The organism is Emticicia oligotrophica DSM 17448 (assembly GCF_000263195.1).
Classification (GTDB): Bacteria; Bacteroidota; Bacteroidia; order Cytophagales; family Spirosomataceae; genus Emticicia; species Emticicia oligotrophica.
This window is the reverse complement of sequence record NC_018748.1, coordinates 4,732,443-4,750,729: the sequence shown is the minus strand read 5'-3', so window position 1 is coordinate 4,750,729 and position 18,287 is coordinate 4,732,443. Positions and strand designations below refer to the sequence as shown.

Sequence of the window (18,287 nt, the reverse complement as noted above, 5' to 3'; positions counted from 1 at the left end):
AAACAATACCTTTTTAAGGTTGGATGGCTTAACGCCATTTTATTTTTTTGGGATTTGAGAATAATGTTATTAAACCAAAAATAAGATAATATACGGCATAAAGCATATCGTAGTAAGGTATTTTCCACGAGCTAATCGTATTGTTTAATTTATTATTTGCCTTGGCCAAAACAATCCAACGAATCAATAACCAAACAAAGAATACAAAGGTTACTAATCTCATCCAATCATTATATGGATAAAAATCTTGCAAATTATGGTCATCTAATAAATAAGTAGGTATTCTCGACCATTCAGGTGCTTCGAACCAATCTGGTTTGATAAAAAATGCAGGTAGAACCCAAAACCAACTAATCAGGTGGCTAATTGCCAATGAGCCTAATAGAAATTTGTCGCGGAATTTATATCGTTTTCCAACCGATAAATGACGGCGTTTTTGGGTAATCCATTCGCTCCATGTTTTCTTAGGCTCTGAAATCATGTGTGTGTCAGAACTGATACATACCGCCACATTATCTTTATTAGATGCTTCATTCACGAATAAATCATCATCACCCCCTAAAAGGCCATGATGACTAGAAAAACCATTAGTTACCCAAAATAACTCACGACGATACATTAGGTTTCGTCCAATACCCATATATGGGATTTTAGCTAATGCAAACGAAAAATATTGTAAGGCAGTTTGAAAGGTTTCGTAGCGAATAAGTGAATTTAATCTGGTATCAAAATATTCGTAAGGAGAAAAACCCAAAACAATATCTTTTCCTTGAGAAAGTTGAGCTACCATCGTAGCAACCCATTGATTACTGCTTGGACGACAGTCGGCATCAGTCAGTAAGATAATTTCTTTACTTGCTTTTTTAATACCCATCGTAACAGCGTATTTTTTAGCCGTAAAATGAGAAGGGAGGCTTTCAATTCGTACAAATTTTACTTTTTTAAAATTCCCTTCATTGAACAGTAAGTAATCATAAGTACCATCTACTGAGCGGTCATCAGAAACAATAATCTCAAAATCAGGATAATCCTGAGCTTCAAGTAAGGGAAGAAGCTCTTTAAGATTTTCTAATTCATTCCAAGCTGCAACAATTATCGAAACTCCAGGCTTATTCTTTTGTTCAGAATCGGGCTCATGGTCATCATGTGAAAGCAGACCAGTGAAAATTCCCAGTATATATACTAATTGAATAATTAATGCTGCAAAAAAAACAAACGGTAGTAAATAGTGCCAAAACACCATGCAAATGTAGTTTAGGTGAAATATTGTGCAAATATACAAACCTTCAATGAAAGGATTCGATACTTATTCGTAAAAAATCAATGAATAAATACTTGTATTAGCCAAAATGAAGATGGAAATTTGTTGTATGAAATACGAATTACAAAAAACGGATTCTCAAACGAAGGCTCGTGCGGGAAAAATTACAACTGACCACGGAGAGATTTTAACTCCTATATTTATGCCCGTGGGTACTGCTGCAACTGTTAAAGCTGTACATCAACGTGAGTTAGTCGACGAAATCAAAGCTCAAATCATTTTAGGAAATACTTATCATCTTTATCTTCGTCCCGGACTTGATATTCTTGAACGTGCTGGAGGATTACACAAATTTAATGGGTGGAGCGGACCAATATTGACAGATTCGGGGGGGTATCAGGTATTTTCCTTGAAAGATATTCGTAAAATTTCTGAGGAAGGGGTAAAGTTTCAATCTCATATTGATGGTTCGAGACATTTATTTACGCCCGAAAGTGTGATGGATATTCAGCGTGTAATTGGGGCCGATATTATCATGGCTTTTGATGAATGTGCTCCGTATCCATGTGATTATAATTATGCCAAGAAATCAATGGAAATGACTCACCGCTGGTTGAAGAGATGTATTGACCGTTTTGATAGTACAGAGGGAAAGTATGGTTATTCACAAACTCTTTTTCCAATTGTACAAGGAAGTGTTTACAAAGATTTGCGTATTCAGTCGGCTGAATTTATTGCCGAACAAAATCGTGAAGGAAATGCTATTGGTGGTTTGGCAGTAGGGGAGCCCGCCGAAAAAATGTATGAAACAATAGATTATGTGAATGATATATTACCTAAGGAGAAACCAAGATATTTGATGGGTGTAGGTACTCCTGAAAATATTTTGGAGGGAATCGCTTTAGGAATTGATATGTTCGATTGCGTAATGCCCACTCGAAATGCACGTAATGGAATGTTGTTTACAACGCAAGGAATTATCAATATTAAAAACGAAAAATGGAAAGATGATTTCTCTCCGATTGACGAAGCGTTAGGCGGATATGCTAGCACATTTTACTCAAAAGCATATCTTCGACACTTAGTTAAATGTGATGAAATCTTGGCAGCACAAATTGCAAGTATTCATAACTTGACATTCTATTTGTGGTTGGTTGGTAAAGCTCGAGAACATATCTTAGCGGGCGATTTTGCCACTTGGAAAAACGCAATGGTTAAGCAAACCATGTATAGATTATAAATTAAAGGAAGACTTCGCTTTAAGCGAAGTCTTCCTTTAATTTACTTCCTACTAACAAACTTATTTCCGTCGATATAAAACCTGTAAGGTAAGTCTGCTCCTTGCGTGATGCCAATACGAGTGGTAGTAACGATTGAAAAGTTATGATTTTTTCGCTCAATACAATAAAAATCTTCAGAATAGAGCGGTAAAAAATTGAAGTCAAGCGTAATACCCATGGCTTGTACCAATTTGCCTGGCCCGCTACAAAGGTTTTTGAGGTCATTTGTTTTTCTGCGTTTTTGCATCAATTCAATGCCCTCAGTTGGTTCAAGAGCTCGAATTAATACTGCTTCTCCAACACCTTCACCGCCACTAACAATATTGACACAATGATGCATTCCATAAATCAAATAAACGTAGGTAATTCCTGCATTCTCAAACATTGGGGCGTTTCTAGCTGATTTTTTTCGATAGGCATGGCAGGCGGGGTCATCTTTCAAATAAGCTTCTGTTTCTACAATAATCCCTGCTGTTCTTCCTTCCAGACTTTCATGAATTAGAGTACAGCCTAAAAGAAGCTTAGAAAGAGTAATCGTATCATGTTTTTCGTAAAATTCTTTGGGAAGAAGGTTTTGCATCTGTACTTTTGAAAAAAATAACCTAACGAATGAGAAAATTTTTGATATTACTTTTTATCTCACATTTTTGTTTTGCACAAAATGAAGAAAGCACAATAAAAAATGCTAATTGGGTAACTACGAAGTTAGGTAAAAAGTTTGTTTGGAAGCGTGTGCATTTAAAGGATAAAGAGCTTTTTTTTTCTAACCAATCAATTAATATTTTAGAGATACCTAATCATTCGAAGCATTTTTTGTTTGGAATTGCAGCAGCCGATACTCAAAGAAAAGATACGCAAGCTAAGCGATTATTGTTAAAAACGAGCACCATTGCAGCAAATATAGGAGCTCTAGCTGCAGTGAATGCAGGATTTTTTGATACTAAAAATGGAGGTGCGGTAGATTTCCTGAAAATCGGAGGTACAATCATTGATACTACAAGGTTTGATAATGTACCTCGTTTGCCTTTCCACGCGATTTCTGCACTTACTATTCAAAAAAATGAGGTGAAAATTATTAAAGGTGAGGCAAAAATAGGTTGGGAGCGAACCGTAAATGCCGAAAACGTACTGTTAACTGGGCCATTATTAATACTCAATAATGTGCAGGAAAACTTACCTCAAACCTCATTCAATGATAATAGACACCCGCGTACTTGTGCTTGTGTAACAAATAATAATAAATTAATGTTGATTACTGTGGATGGTCGTTCGTCGGAAGCTTTTGGTATGACGCTGGCTGAATTAACTACCTTAGCTAAAGCATTGAATTGTAAAGATGCTATCAATTTTGATGGTGGAGGTTCAACGACGATGTATATCAAAGGTCAGCCAGAAAATGGTGTTGTGAATTACCCTTCCGATAATAAATTGTTTGACCACGCAGGCGAACGTTCGGTAAGTAATATTTTTTATATCAAATAGCGAATATTATAAAGTAGTAACTTACAAATTTTCTCGTGTATTTATCTAAAAATCATCTGAATTCAGGAAACTTGAAAACAATTCAATATAAATATCGTCCCGAAAACTTAACTATTTCTGAACCTAATAAATACAAACAAGATGATTTGTATTCTGAAGAAATGGTTATAAATCTTGGGCCTCAGCACCCTTCTACGCACGGAGTTTTGCGTTTAGAGGTGGTGACAGATGGCGAAATTATTGCCGATGTTGTACCACATTTGGGTTATTTGCATCGTTGTTTTGAAAAACATGCTGAAAACTTACCCTTTAATCAAACGATTCCTTTTGTTGATAGACTCGATTATGTAGCTGCCATGAATTCGGAGTTAGCTTATGTGATGGGGCTCGAAAAAATGTTAGGAATTGATAAAGATATTCCGAAAAGAATAGAATATATCAGGGTTTTAGTTGCTGAATTGAATAGATTGGCTTCTCATTTTATTGCAATTGGAACTTACGGTGCTGATATGGGTGCCACAACTGCATTTTTGTGGTTATTCCGCGACCGCGAGCATATTATGCGTATGTTAGAATGGTTGAGTGGGGCTCGTATGTTATACAACTATATTTGGGTTGGAGGCTTATTCTATGATTTACCCGTAGGATTTGAAGACCGTTGTCGAGAATTTGTAGCTTACCTAAAACCTAAGCTTATAGAGTTACAGCAGCTAGTTATTGAAAACCACATTTTTATCAATCGTACTGCAAATGTTGGGGTTTTACCATTACCGATGGCCATTAATTATGGGTGTACTGGGCCAGTATTACGTGGTTCTGGACTCAAGTGGGATTTGAGAAAAGTCGATAATTATTCTGTTTATGGAGAAATTGATTTTGATATTCCAGTTGGGAAGGGAGAGGCTGGTAAAGTTGGAGATTGTTGGGATAGAAATAATGTAAGGGTTCAGGAATGTTGGGAGTCTTTGAAGATTATTGAGCAATGTCTGGAAAAACTTACCAAAGAACACAAACGTACTAATGATTTTGACCCACAAACTCTATTGCCCAAAAAGATTCGTCCACCCAAAATGGATTTTTATTGTAGAGCAGAAAATCCAAAAGGAGAATTAGGGTTCTTTTTCAGAACTGATGGACGCTCTGATGTGCCAACAAGAGTAAAAGCAAGGGCTTGTTCTTATAATAATTTATCTGTTCTTACCGAACTTTCAATTGGCGGAATGATTGCCGATTTAATTGCTGTTATCGGCTCATTAGATGTGGTAATGGGAGAAGTTGATAGATAATTTTGAAAATGTTTTAAAAAATTTAAGCTTCAAACTTTTTTTTGAGCTTTTTTATTTCCGCCAAAATAGATAAAAAGGAATACCCGTTCCAATTAATCCAAGTCCTAGCAGTGCTTCTTTGGGCTGATTGTATATTGTAATAATAAATAGTAACACACAAAAAGTAACAAAGAAAATGGGAAGAATTGGATAAGCAATGACTTTATATTTTCTTTCAATGTTTGGAAATTTTATCCTCATAATTATTACTCCTAAAGCGGTACTTCCGTAATAGATAAATGAAGCAAAAACTAGCATATCTGTAAGTTGGTCAAAAGTTCCAGACCATATTAAAAGTATTGACCATATTGCTTGTATCAAAAGTGAGAAATCAGGCGTTTTATAAACCGAATGGATAGAGGAGGCCTTCTTAAAGAATAAGCCATCTCTTGACATGGCATAAAAAATTCGTGCCGACATCATGATTGAACTATTGGTGGCATTGAGTGTGGTAACTAAAATCAAGCAAGCAATAAAAATCATTCCTTTTTCACCCATTAATTGATTGGCTACTTCAATTGCTGCAATTTTATTAGGAGTGTTATTGAGTTGAATAAAATAATCTATTGGCAAAATATACAGAAATAATAAATTGAGAGAAACATAAATAATTATTACGATTATTGTTCCAAATGATAATGCTAATGGTAGATTATTTTGAGGTTCTTTTATTTCTTCGCCAATATAACCAATATGATTCCAACCTTCATAACCCCAAAATGCTCCCAGACTTGCAATCATCATTCCTTTGACTAAAGAAAATCCACTTAAGGGTATTTTCGTAAAATCGTTACTATTTTGTGTAAGATTTATAATGTTTCCCTTTGTCGAGAATAAGCCTATTACAATGAATACCAATACCGACCCAAACATGATATGGGTAAGCTTGTTACTTAAACTTTCAGCAACCGATATTCCTCGAAAATTGACAAAGCTTAGAAAAATGACTAATCCACTTGCGAGTATTTTAATTGAAAGATTTTCAAAAATATTAAATCCAAAAATTGTAAAAGTAATTGTTGAGCTGGGAAGTGGAATTAAACTATTGAAAGATTGTGCAAAAATATAAGCCAAGGCTGCAATGGAAGCAGTTTTCATTACCGTAAAATTGCCCCATCCATAGAGAAATGCAAAAAAACGACCATAAATTTTCTGAAAATAATTATATTCTCCGCCTGAATCTGGAAACATACTTGCCATTTCGGCGGTAGAAAGTGCTCCTGCTAAACTAATAAAGCCTGCTAAAATCCAACATAATAGTACCAAAATAGGCGAACCCAATTCGGCAGACATTGGGGCTATTTTCTTAAAAACACCAGAACCAACAATCACACTCACAACCAAAATAGTTGCTGCTCTAAGTCCGATTTTGGGTGTTAGTTTTGACATATTAAGAATGTTTATACAATTTTTTCAAATCCAAAACCTGCTTTGGAATTGACTTTTAAGTATCCATTTTCTAAAGAAAACCCTCCTGTAACTAAATCTTCCGCTAAATCGAAACTACCATCAAGGTCAATGAATTGAGTGTTTGGGCAAGAATATGCTACATGAAGAGCCGCCGCGATACTAGCTATACTTTCATCATTGCAGCCCCAAAAAAGTGCAATATTGGCTTGTTTGGCAATATTGGCTATTTCTAATGCTGGTAAAATTCCACCACATTTCATTAGTTTGATATTATAAATGCCGAAGGGTTGAAAAATACCTCCAAATGTAAGAGCTGAGTGTGCATTTTTTAATGATTCATCGGCTGCTAAAATTTTACATTCGCTTGGTGTTAAGGCATAAAATTCTGATTCATTACCAACCGGTAGAGGTTGTTCGATTAGCTCCAAACTAAGTTTTTGAGTAGCCGACATAAATTTTTTTAATTCCTCTAAATTATAGCCTTGATTAGCATCAACTCTGATTTTGAGTTTATTTTGATAAATCTCATGTAAACGAATAAGGCGTTCGATATCTTCTTCAACACTAATTCCCGTCTTTACTTTAAGTATCTTAAATCCTAAATCAAAGTAATTTTTAGCTTCTTCAAGGGTATCAATGACATTCATTATCCCAATGGTCACGGAAGTAGGCAGAGCTTTGATTTTTTGTCCATAAAAATCTACCACATTTATGCCTAAATATTTACAGAAAGCATCATGCAAGGCTAAATCAACGGCTGCTTGTGTACCTGCTAAATTGGGAAAATACTGTTGTGTATCAAAAATGATTTGTTGAAAATGACGAATGTCACGTCCAACTAGATTTTGTACAAATTCGGTTTGAAGATTTATAAGTGTTTGTTGTGAATTTTCACCAATTACTTCTTCCGCAGGGCTTGCCGAACCGAAACCAATGATACCATTTTCAAGCTCAATTTCTAAAAAAACAAGCTCAACATCTGAAAAGGTGCTGTAAGCAATTGTGTAAGGCTTTTTGAGAGCTAACTTTCTTAAAAAAGGTCTAATTGATTTTATTTTCATAGCCTATAATGTCGTAAGAATTGGAAGTAGTTTTTCTACACCCTCTTGAATAGGTAAAAGTACGGGTATTTTTAATTTTTTTTCATAATAAGTTTGATACTCGAAAGCCTCTTCATTAGTGCACTTTTCGGTATTTAGGGCCACTGCAATAACTTTAGAACCTAATTTTTCAATGATTTCAATTTCAGACTCCACACTTGGAATTTCTCCCCAATGTGGTTCATCATCGAAATATTTTCTTTTAGGAGCATGTAATAAAACTACGTGCTTAGCATTACCAGAAATTAATAATTCTAGTCCACAAGGCCCACTTGGATTCCTCAATGACGATTGTCCTTCAAGAAAAATGAAATCGGGCTTAGTATCTCGCCAACAACTAAGAATGGCATGTTCCAATTCTCCAGAAACAAAATCATTAAGTGTTGAGTCGAATATAAAACCATATTTACCCCCTTGAAGCCAGCCAGTTTGTCCGGTATAAATCATTTGTGCATTTAAACCTTTTTTTTCACAAGCTTGTCGAAGCATTCGAGCAGTAGTTCGTTTGCCCATGGCACAATCCATACCAATTACTGCAATAATTTTCGCTTGAACTTGGTAAATATCACCCGTCCAAAAATGCAAATCTTTACGAGTTTTGGGCTTTCTTATATCAATAAGTTTTATTTGGTTAGCATCTGCCAAATCCATAATCTCTGGTTTTTCAGAAAGATATTCATGTAAACCGTTGACAATTGAGATGCCATTTTCAATAGCTTCTTTGATAATTTCGAGCATTTCAGTTGGTAAAACTCCTCCAACTGTGGCTATCCCAATTATTAAGAAGTTTATTTCATTTAGAGCATTTTTAGCATCATTAAAGTTAGCAAAGACAGGTATATTTCTATGATTTCCATCCAATAGTTCACCTGCATCTTCCCCTGCTGTTTCGTGTGAATCAATTACCCCAATGATGTTATATCTTTCTGTCCCTCTGATAAGTCCATGTGCAGTTTTGGCATCTGCCTTTTGTAAAATTCCGTTGGTGAGAATGACTGCTTTATTCATCTTTACTTTGTTTCTTTATTAATACTCCAGGATAATTTCCAGTTGATTTTTGATTTTGGTAAACCACTTGCCCATTTACCCAAACTTTTTCAATACCTATTGAAAGGGCTTTGCCGTTATTAATGTCAGCTTTATCAATAATAGTTTCAGGATTGAAAAGCACTAAATCTGCATAGTTTCCAACTGAAATTATCCCTCTATCATTAATGCCGAGGTTTTCGGCCGAAAGCCCAGTCATTTTATAAATGGCTGTTTCTAAAGACATTAATTTTTGTTCACGAACATATCTGCCTAAAATTCTAGTGAAAGTACCATGCCCACGAGGATGCCCACTTGGTGAGCCATCAGAACAAATATTTGTATGTGGCCAAAGTAAGAAATTCGATACATCAGTTTCGTCCATTGATTTTCCCATAACCGCTTCAATTCCCTCATTATAGTCGGGATTTTTTTCTTCAAATTCAGCCGCAATAGCAATTAAATTCATCAGCGTTTGAGCTGGTTTTTCTCCGCGTTCGTGGGCAATGGCAGTAATGGTTTTTCCTGCATAAGATTTATTTGGGGCGAATCTAACCAAAACCGATTTTTCAGGGTCAAAAAGTTGATTAACTGCAAATTCTGCACTTGACAAATTAGTGTAGTCTCGGTTTGGGAAAAGAACTCTAAGAGTAGAATTCCAGAAGTCATAAGGATAACAATCTGCCGTAATGTTGATTCCTTCTGCACGAGCTTTTTGTAGGCGAACAAGCAATTCAGGTGATTTTCCCCATTGGTCTTTTTTCGCAATCTTTATATGTGAAATTTGAACAGGTATTTTTGTTTCTCGGCCAATTTCAATGATTTCATCAATGGCATCATCTAAATTGATATCCTCACTACGAATATGACTCATATATCTTCCATCATTTTCTGCCACAACCTGAGCTAATTGCAAAACCTCATCTCGATTTGAGAAAAAAGCTGATTCGTATTCTAAACCAGTAGCTAATCCTAAAGAACCTTTTTCTAATTCTTTTTTGAGTATGGTTTTCATTTGTTCAACTTCCGATTCTTTGGCCGTTCGATAAAGACTTTTAGCACCCATTACTTCACTTCTTAAGGTAGAATGGCCCGTATAAGAGGCAATATTGATAGCTATTGGCCGTTTTTTGAAGAATTTTTTGAGCGTATCCATTGGGTAGCTACCTCCATCTTGCCCAATGACAATCGTGGTGATTCCTTGACTAACTGCTGGAATTGCTTCGGGAACTTTGTTGAGTCCACTAAAATGATGGCTATGAGAATCAATAAATCCGGGGGCTAAAACTAAGCCTTTTCCATCAGTATTGGGTTCGTTTTCAAAAGCATTTAGGTCGCCAATTTCCCAAATTTTATCATCAATAAACCTTACATCTGCCTTACGAGCAACTGTCCCAGTGCCATCAATGAGTTGGATGTTTTTAATGATTTGTGTTTGTGGAATTTTTACTTTTTGGTTAGATACAATGCTGTTTATTAGGTCAATAGCAGTGTCATTTGTAGAATTGCTAAGTATAATTATCGTAGTTTTTGACTCAATATTTCGTTCGATATAATTTTCAAATCCGACCCAACTGCCTGTATGGCTTAAGACTTTTTCATTTTTATCAATTTCCCAACCAAAACCATAATTATAAGTTTGGCCATTCTTAAGTTTAACAGGCCTGAAAGCTTCTTGAAGAGTTGCCTTGCTCACTAACTGTGCCTTATATAATGCTTGTTCCCAAATCAATAAATCTTTTGCTGAAGAATAAATATTGCCATCACCCACTACGCCATCAAATCTCATGAGGTCGTTGGGTTTGTTTTTACCATTTTGTCTTTGAAACCCGTAAACCCGTCGAGTTTTATTGCTCAACGGGCTTTTCATGTTTAAGTAATAAACAAAGGTGTCTGTAAGATGAAGTGGTTGGGTAATATATTTATCGAAAAAATCCTCAATGTCCATTCCTGAGGCTTTTTCTATGATTGTCGCTAAAATGACATACCCTGTATTACAATATTCCCATTGATTACCTGGTTCAAATTCCAGTTCAGGTTTGAGATTTGCAATCAGGTTTACTAATTTTTCATTATTAAGTGTATCGAGTGTATTGTTATATCGAGTTGCTAAGTCGAAATATTCAGGTAAACCCGAAGTGTGAGTCAGTAATTGTCGGATGGTTATTTTATCATAAGGAAATGTACTGATATACTTTTTAACTTTATCATCAAACTGAATTTTGCCTTGTTCTTTCAAAATCATGCTCATCATGGCAACAAATTGCTTAGAAATAGATGCCAAATTGAAGGATGAATTAAGTGTAAGTGCCTCGTTTGTTTGAATATTTCCTATCCCAAATGCTTTTTCATAGATTGGTTCGCCTTCATTAGCCATCAAAACTACGCCATTGAACATGGCTTGTGAATGAAGTTGTGTTAGCATTGAATTGACTTTCTCAACTTGTTGAACATTCAACTGAGAAAAGCTCATGTATGAGTAAAAAAACAATACCAAAGACAAGAAACTTCGCATAAGTTAGAAGGGATAAATGCTAAGAAATTTATATAAAGTTAAATTTTGTTCTTTAAATTTTGAAATTCGTGTAATATAAATCTGATTAATTATTAATTTTAAGGAAAATATTCTTTTTCAGGTAAATTAGTTTAACCTTTTAAGCAAAATATGCTGGACATTGTAGATAAACAAATACTAGACTTATTACAAAAGAACGCTAAACTTACCATTAAGGAGTTGGCTGAAGAATTAAATTTGACAACTTCACCTGTTTTTGAACGAATCAAACGTTTAGAAAAAGAAGGCGTTATTGATGCTTACGTAGCATTGCTAAATCCAGAGAGGGTAGGGAAGGGACAAGTAGTTTTTTGCAATGTTTCAATGCCCATTTATACCAAAGAAAATATTGAAAATTTCGAGAAAATTGTAAAATCAATGCCTCAAGTTTTAGAATGTTATCATTTGGCTGGTCTGGTCGATTATCAACTCAAGGTTATTGTAAAAGATATCAAAGAATATGATAGCTTTTTAAAGCAACTCGCTGAGATACAAATAGTTAAAGTACATAGCAGTGCGGTAGTTTTACACGATGTGAAGTATTCAACTATTATACAGGTTGATTGAAAGTGTATTATTTTAAATGTATTTTCTTCGGAGAACATCAAAAACTGCGGCCAAAAATTTTATTTTCTTGGTAGAATTCATAATCTTAATTTCTTCCCAAAGATTTGTTTCGCAATCTAAAAATTTGAAAATTTGGGCTGGAGCATTACGTTCGTATAGTCGAGCGAAAACCTCAGCAGCGGGTTGACGTTTTTGTTCTAAAACATTTAGTAATACACTTGAGTATAATAAAAAACGTTTCTGAAACCAAGAATCCTTAATGTGAGGTTTTCCTGTATTTTCTAGTTGTTTGACAAGTAATTGTAGCCTTTTTTGGGTATTTCTAAAGGTGTAGCCAGTTGCAGGATTAGTATAACCGCCCGCCGTACCTATTCTAATCACGTGTTTACTTGGAAATTCATTTGTGGTTTCATCCGACATTGGAATTACCCCGAATTCCTCTTCAAGTATCTTAAAATTAGTTATTTGTAATTTCTCCGTAATATATTTTTTTAATTCAAGGTCATATTCTTTTTCTGCGAGAAGTGTCTCTGTGAAGAGCGTATATTCAACCAATGCAGTGTTTTTATCAAATGGTAATAGATACATAAATCTACATTCATCGTATTGTTGAACACTAAAATCCATCATTTCTGGTAAATCAGGATTAAACTTTTCTTCTTGTGTTTGAATAACAATGCCTTTGAAATGTTGAAGTAAGTTATGATTTTTTTCAATGTTAAGTTTTAGCTTGTAGGTGCTATCAAATACAAACTTGGCTTGGTGGTTTTGTCCAGAAGTGGTATTTACTATGGCAAATTGGTCTGTATCCGAAATACTGGCTACTGTATCTTTAATACATTGAATATTGGGTGATTTTTTTAGTTCGCTATGAATAAAATTATAGAAATCTATTCCTCTGAGCAGCTTATATTGATAATTACCAATATCTAATTTTTGGATTTTATTATCAGCATTTCGAAAATTTACTACATCCCATTTTCTAAATAAAATATCTTCAAAAGGGCTTTTTTCTTCTTGCCAAAAAGCCCATGTACGGTCATTTTTTAACTTCTCTTGAGGTTCAATTATTAATATTGAAGAATGACCTAATTGGCTTTTTTGTAAATAATAAGCTAGTGAAAGTCCTGACATACCTCCACCGCAGATAATAAAATCCCAATTATTTTCTTTCACTTTACTTAGTTTTTACTGAAAATAAAAAATCCATAAGGTAAGTTTGATTCGCTTACCCTATGGAAGAACAATTTTAGTCGAAATATGTTTTTCGATTAATAGCTTTTAAACGTGAACGTGTCTTTCAGCATGGTAGCTTGAACGAACCAAAGGCCCAGATTCTACATATTTAAGTCCACGACGAAGTCCCTCTTCTTTATACATCGCAAATGTATCGGGGTGAATAAATTCAATTACTTCGTGGTGCATTTTAGTAGGTTGAAGGTATTGCCCAAGTGTAAGAATATCCAAACCATTTTCAGCTAAATCATCCATTGCTTTGAATACTTCATCTTGTGTTTCGCCCAAACCAAGCATAATTCCTGACTTCGTACGTTGACCGTATTCTTTCGTGCGACGAATTTGCTCTAAACTACGTGCATATTTCGCTTGTGGTCGAACATTTCTGTATAAACGTTCAACCGTTTCCATATTATGTGAAACTACTTCTTGTCCAGCCGAAATCATGCGATAGAGAGCTTCCCAATTACTTTTTGTATCAGGTATTAATGTTTCTATCGTGGTTTTTGGAGAAACTTCCTTTACCGTTTTTACCGTTTGATACCAAATCTCGGCACCTTTATCTTTCAATTCATCTCTATTAACTGAAGTAATTACGGCATGTTTTACTTGCATTAATTGAATAGCTTCTGCTACACGACGAGGTTCGTCAACATCGTACTCATTTGGGCGTCCAGTTGCAACAGCACAAAATGTACAACTACGTGTACATACATTACCCAAAATCATGAATGTAGCAGTTCCTTCTCCCCAACATTCACCCATATTGGGGCAATTTCCTGACTGACAAATCGTATGTAATTTGTATTCGTCAACTAAGCTTCTTACTTTTTTGAAATTTTCTCCAATAGGCAACTTCACTCTTAGCCAATCTGGTCTTCGAGTGCGTTGTTCGCTACTTACAACGGGTAATTCTATCATTATTTTAAAGGAATTGTTTAAAACCTAACCTAAACAAATACAACAATCAGAAATCAAGAATAATTTCATGATACAAAGGTAAGGCTTTATGGCTTTTGAAGGTTTATTTTTTTTGTTTTCTATTGCCGAAATAGACCGTTAGAAAACCAGAAGTGTAAAATTTTGAATTTCTTGTAAGTTGACTTGACATGATTTCAGGGGTTTTTCCGAAAACTTCAGCGGTAAGACCTATTTCAAATCCTGTAAGACTATTACCAAAAGTATTCATATCAATATTTGCCGCTACTTTTACATGAGCACCCGGATTCATTTTCATCCCTTTGAAGAAATCTTGTAAAATTCCGGCAGAACCTTGAATTCGATTTAGCTCTTTGTGAATGTTTGGGTCAAACTGAACAACCTCAATCTGGCCGCGACCAGTACGGTCATATTTAATATAATAAGGTTTCTGTATGCCAATTGAAGGACCACCTGCTACGATTAGACTAATTCCGATTCCATCTTCACCATTTTTCTTAAAATATACAATTTCTCTACCATATTGCGGACGCACCGAAAACAAGTAGTTTGTTTTACCGTAAATAAATCTATTAGCGATACTTGTTGGCTCTGATTTTTCTTTAGGATGTTTAATATTAATGGCTTCTACGGCAATGTAGCGATGTAAAGGATGAGTTTTGAATGAACCAACAGCACTTGAATGACGAACAACAAAGCCTCCTAAAAGACCTGAGTTTGTATTTGTAGTTGCTCCATAAGCAAGCATTTTGTAATCTTCAATTGTTTTCTTTGGTGCAGGAGTAGAGGCCTTTCGCTGAGCAAAAGTTGTTAGAGAACTAACTATAAATAATATGCTTAGAAAACGTATAATCACAGAAGCCATTGTTTACTTATGATTGATAATATAAATATAAACGGTTTTTTTTGAAAAAACATTTATCTTTTAACTAATTTAATTAATCTAATGTTCGCTTTTTTTGAAAAATAGTTCTTTTTGCCTTATTTTGAACAGTTTATTTTCAAAATTATAAAAAATTAATCCAAAGAAAATGCCGACTTCGAAAATAGTATATCTTGGTGATTTACGCACAGAAGCTACTCACCTTCAATCGAGTGATGCCATTATAACTGATGCCCCTGTTGATAATAACGGAAAAGGAGAAGCCTTTTCACCAACTGATTTAGCTGCCACCTCTTTGGGGAGCTGTGCCATGACAATTATGGGAATAATGGCCAAACGTGAAGGTATTGATTTTACTGGTTCTGAAATCGAAGTAACTAAAATTATGTCGGCTGAACCACCACGTAAAATTGCAAAAGTTATTGTTGATTTTAAAATGAAAACACCAGAACCACTTTCTGATGAAGTAAAAGCCAAGTACGTAAGAGCTGCTCATACTTGTCCAGTCTCATTAAGTTTACACCCAGAAATTGAGCAAGTTTTTAATTTTGAATGGAGATAAAACAAAAGAGCTGAGTTTTCAAACTCAGCTCTTTTGTTAATATTGTTTAACGATTTCATCAAATCTTATATCGAAATGAGAGGCATCGTAAATTGATTGACCATCTTTAATGATTAGCACTTGTGGAGATTCGTGCTCTACGCCAAATTCCTGAGCGATTTTGTTAGAAATAGGTCGCAATTTTAATAAATCAAGGTAGTAAGGCTTTAAATTCTTTGCCTCTTCTGGTTTCCATGCTCGTTCTAATCTAGCCAATGCAGTTGCACTAATTGAACAAGTCGTACTATGTTTTAGAATCAAAACTGGTTGATTAAATGATTCTTTTTTAATTTCTTCTAGCTGAGCTTCTTCTGAGAGCTTATTCCAATCCATTTAAAAATATTAATTAGTTGACTAAATAACATTTGGGGGCGAATTAAAGTTTCTCGTTTTGAATGAGTTGTTTTCTTTTTAATACTGATGATGTCTTTGTAGTCAATCAAACTATGAAAATATTTTTTTGCGAATAACCAAAAAGGGTCATTTCTCTCAATCGTAGCTTTTCTTTGATTTTGTGCTATGCCAATAGCAATCATGAAATAAACAACCCCACTTAACGAGTTTTGAATTACGTAAAGAGGGCGTATCGTATTTTGGTAGATAAAGAAGTTATAGCAGTATAAGACATCTTTAATAATCAAAAGCAGAACTCCCGCAGCAACCCAAAAATAACTTTTTCCCTTTGCAACACGAAATAAGCCATGAGCTACCAATATCATTACAACAATGGCATACACAATTGAAATGAAATAAAGTGCATCGGGTAATGACAGCCTCATTACTAATCCAAAAAATATAAAGATTACAATTATAGGTAGAAGCTTTGGTAAGTCTTGTAGTCTGTCGGAATATATCCTTGTACCCTCCTTCCTAAAAATCACTATCAAGATTAAATGCATGCAAAGTGTTATTAGGATTTGTAATATTTCACCAATTTCTTGCCCGATTAGAATAATAGAATCTGAAAATGAGCCAACAAAATATGTAAGGTAGGTGGCAATATCTATTGTGGAAGTATTCCAGTTTCGCTTGAAACCATACCAAACGCCAATTGAGGGTAGCGTGAGAATGTGTCCTATCAGTATTAATACCGTGTTTTGATTGTACAAACCATAGCCAGTTAGTCCAATCAAACTAAGAATAATAAATGATATCAGTTTATTGATAGTCATTAATAGAATTGTAATAACTCTGTCGAGTTATTAGATATTTTAAGTTTAGGTTACAGGGACTAAAGTTAATGATTTTTATTGATTGAAAAAAAAAAAAAGAAAGTAAAGCTTTTGGCATAATTTTTAATTTGGTTTTATACGTACTACTGAATAATCAAATAAACCCAACAACAATGGAAATCATATCAAAAGAATTGATGTATGTAAATAATTTATTTGCAGAAGCGAAAGAAAGAGGTCTAATGTTCTTAGAATCTGAAAAAGATGAACACACCAATAACATCATTCATTTCAAAGGCAAAAAATTAATTAATTTTCTAACAAATAGTTATTTAGCATTCGAAAATGATGCTCGTGTAAAAAGTGCAGCAATTCAAGGAATTGAAAAATATGGTGTATTTTCTTCGGTTTCTAGAACCTATGTATCCTTTGAACATTTTTTAGACCTAGAAGATAAACTTGAACAGATTTATGGTTTACCAAGCTTGGTAGTTAATAATGTCTCTCAAGGACACTTTGCCTATTTACCGCTAATTGTAGGACCAAATGATGCAGTTATAACTGACCAATTTGTGCATAAATCAGTTAATATGGCCGTACAATATCTAAAGGGAGGTGGTATTTACACTGAAGTTTTACGTCATAACCAAATGGATGACCTAGAAAGAAGAATTAGAGTTTTGAGTGAATCATATAACAAAGTTTGGTATTTGACTGATAGTGTATTTTCAATGCATGGTGATGTTGCACCTTTTTCTGATTTAAAACTTTTACTAGATAGCTACGAAAAGTTCAATCTATATGTAGATGATGCCCATGGAATGAGTTGGATGGGTGAAAACGGAAAAGGGTATGCCTTACACCACATTCCAAAACATGACAAGCTTTTTGTAATCTGTTCTCTTAATAAGGGATATGGAGCTACTAATGCCGCCATGGTATTTCCAAACCAAGAAATGAAAGATTTGGTACATTCTTTAGGTTTACCGATTATTTTTTCATCGCCAACAATGCATGCTGGTATTACGGCGGCATCGGCTATTGCTGATATTCATTTATCAGTAGAAATTTATGAGCGTCAGGCAATGTTAAATGAGCGAATTAAGCTTTTCAAACAGAAGGCTCAAGATTTGCAAATTCCAATGATTAATCCAAATTCACATACTCCAATTGGTTTTATTGTATTAGGAAATGTAGAGGCAATGGCACAATTTGGAGAAAAGATGCAGGATAGAGGTTTTGTTATGAGTATTGCATCATTTCCAAGTGTACCACTCAAACACTCTGGTTTTAGAGTCACCCTTTCTTTACATCAGTCAATGAATGACATTGAAAGTTTACTTGACAACGCCGCTGAGGTAATGTTTGAATTAGAAAAATCAGGGGTATTTAATAGAGAAACGGCATTCAGAAATATCAGACAAAATGAAAGATCAAGAGTTTTAGTCTAA

At 34.6% G+C, this 18,287-nt stretch carries 17 protein-coding genes; 6 read left to right on the top strand and 11 right to left on the bottom strand.

Features of this window, described 5'->3' with window-relative positions:
• Positions 1–28: 28 nt before the first annotated feature.
• On the bottom strand, positions 29–1,243 hold the full coding sequence (locus tag EMTOL_RS19695) for a glycosyltransferase (protein WP_015031087.1): 1,215 nt from the start codon (positions 1,241–1,243) through the stop codon (positions 29–31).
• Positions 1,244–1,370: 127 nt separating this feature from the next.
• Between EMTOL_RS19695 and tgt the strand changes: the two genes are divergently transcribed.
• Positions 1,371–2,501: a tRNA guanosine(34) transglycosylase Tgt gene (tgt, locus tag EMTOL_RS19690; RefSeq protein ID WP_041693690.1), complete on the top strand. Its 1,131-nt coding sequence runs from the start codon at positions 1,371–1,373 to the stop codon at positions 2,499–2,501.
• A gap of 41 nt (positions 2,502–2,542) precedes the next feature.
• Here tgt and EMTOL_RS19685 read toward each other — a convergent pair whose 3' ends face one another.
• Complete coding sequence (locus EMTOL_RS19685; RefSeq protein WP_015031085.1) at positions 2,543–3,121, bottom strand: DNA-3-methyladenine glycosylase; 579 nt, start codon at positions 3,119–3,121, stop codon at positions 2,543–2,545.
• Positions 3,122–3,150: 29 nt separating this feature from the next.
• Between EMTOL_RS19685 and EMTOL_RS19680 the strand changes: the two genes are divergently transcribed.
• Both EMTOL_RS19680 and EMTOL_RS19675 read left to right on the top strand, forming a co-directional pair.
• The gene (locus EMTOL_RS19680; RefSeq protein ID WP_015031084.1) at positions 3,151–4,023 is read left to right on the top strand and encodes a phosphodiester glycosidase family protein; all 873 of its coding nucleotides are present in this window, start codon (positions 3,151–3,153) and stop codon (positions 4,021–4,023) included.
• A 71-nt stretch (positions 4,024–4,094) separates the two neighbouring features.
• The gene (locus tag EMTOL_RS19675; protein WP_041694280.1) at positions 4,095–5,309 is read left to right on the top strand and encodes an NADH-quinone oxidoreductase subunit D; all 1,215 of its coding nucleotides are present in this window, start codon (positions 4,095–4,097) and stop codon (positions 5,307–5,309) included.
• A gap of 51 nt (positions 5,310–5,360) precedes the next feature.
• Here the strand turns inward: EMTOL_RS19675 and EMTOL_RS19670 are convergent, their stop codons facing one another.
• Genes EMTOL_RS19670 through EMTOL_RS19655 form a run of 4 tightly spaced genes read right to left on the bottom strand, consistent with a single transcriptional unit; the run spans position 5,361 to position 11,399 of the window.
• On the bottom strand, positions 5,361–6,737 hold the full coding sequence (locus EMTOL_RS19670; protein ID WP_015031082.1) for an APC family permease: 1,377 nt from the start codon (positions 6,735–6,737) through the stop codon (positions 5,361–5,363).
• An 11-nt stretch (positions 6,738–6,748) separates the two neighbouring features.
• Positions 6,749–7,819, bottom strand: coding sequence for a mandelate racemase/muconate lactonizing enzyme family protein (locus EMTOL_RS19665; protein ID WP_015031081.1), 1,071 nt, complete (start codon positions 7,817–7,819; stop codon positions 6,749–6,751).
• Between the two features lie 3 nt (positions 7,820–7,822).
• Positions 7,823–8,866 carry an N-acetyltransferase DgcN family protein gene (locus tag EMTOL_RS19660; protein WP_015031080.1) on the bottom strand — a complete coding sequence of 348 codons (1,044 nt, stop codon included), beginning with the start codon at positions 8,864–8,866 and terminating at the stop codon, positions 7,823–7,825.
• The gene (locus EMTOL_RS19655) at positions 8,859–11,399 is read right to left on the bottom strand and encodes a serine hydrolase (RefSeq protein WP_015031079.1); all 2,541 of its coding nucleotides are present in this window, start codon (positions 11,397–11,399) and stop codon (positions 8,859–8,861) included. Before EMTOL_RS19655 ends, EMTOL_RS19660 begins: the two co-directional genes overlap by 8 nt.
• Before the next feature lie 150 nt (positions 11,400–11,549).
• Between EMTOL_RS19655 and EMTOL_RS19650 the strand changes: the two genes are divergently transcribed.
• Positions 11,550–12,005 (top strand): Lrp/AsnC family transcriptional regulator, encoded by a 456-nt coding sequence (locus tag EMTOL_RS19650; RefSeq protein WP_015031078.1) that lies wholly within the window; start codon positions 11,550–11,552, stop codon positions 12,003–12,005.
• Positions 12,006–12,017: 12 nt separating this feature from the next.
• Here the strand turns inward: EMTOL_RS19650 and EMTOL_RS19645 are convergent, their stop codons facing one another.
• The 3 genes from EMTOL_RS19645 to EMTOL_RS19635 form a co-directional block, all read right to left on the bottom strand.
• A complete protein-coding gene (locus EMTOL_RS19645; protein ID WP_015031077.1) occupies positions 12,018–13,181 on the bottom strand; it encodes a lycopene cyclase family protein in 1,164 nt (387 codons plus the stop codon).
• A gap of 105 nt (positions 13,182–13,286) precedes the next feature.
• A complete protein-coding gene (gene lipA / locus EMTOL_RS19640) occupies positions 13,287–14,162 on the bottom strand; it encodes a lipoyl synthase (RefSeq protein ID WP_015031076.1) in 876 nt (291 codons plus the stop codon).
• 103 nt (positions 14,163–14,265) lie between these two features.
• Positions 14,266–15,045, bottom strand: coding sequence for a hypothetical protein (locus tag EMTOL_RS19635; protein ID WP_015031075.1), 780 nt, complete (start codon positions 15,043–15,045; stop codon positions 14,266–14,268).
• Between the two features lie 166 nt (positions 15,046–15,211).
• Between EMTOL_RS19635 and EMTOL_RS19630 the strand changes: the two genes are divergently transcribed.
• A complete protein-coding gene (locus EMTOL_RS19630; protein ID WP_015031074.1) occupies positions 15,212–15,625 on the top strand; it encodes an OsmC family protein in 414 nt (137 codons plus the stop codon).
• Between the two features lie 36 nt (positions 15,626–15,661).
• On the opposite strand, the gene ytxJ is transcribed toward EMTOL_RS19630, so the two are convergent.
• Positions 15,662–15,997 (bottom strand): bacillithiol system redox-active protein YtxJ, encoded by a 336-nt coding sequence (ytxJ, locus tag EMTOL_RS19625; RefSeq protein WP_015031073.1) that lies wholly within the window; start codon positions 15,995–15,997, stop codon positions 15,662–15,664.
• Entirely contained in the window at positions 15,961–16,836 is an 876-nt protein-coding gene (locus EMTOL_RS19620) for a hypothetical protein (RefSeq protein ID WP_015031072.1), read from the bottom strand. Before EMTOL_RS19620 ends, ytxJ begins: the two co-directional genes overlap by 37 nt.
• A gap of 173 nt (positions 16,837–17,009) precedes the next feature.
• Here EMTOL_RS19620 and EMTOL_RS19615 point away from each other — a divergent pair, with 173 nt between their 5' ends.
• A complete protein-coding gene (locus EMTOL_RS19615) occupies positions 17,010–18,287 on the top strand; it encodes an aminotransferase class I/II-fold pyridoxal phosphate-dependent enzyme (protein WP_015031071.1) in 1,278 nt (425 codons plus the stop codon).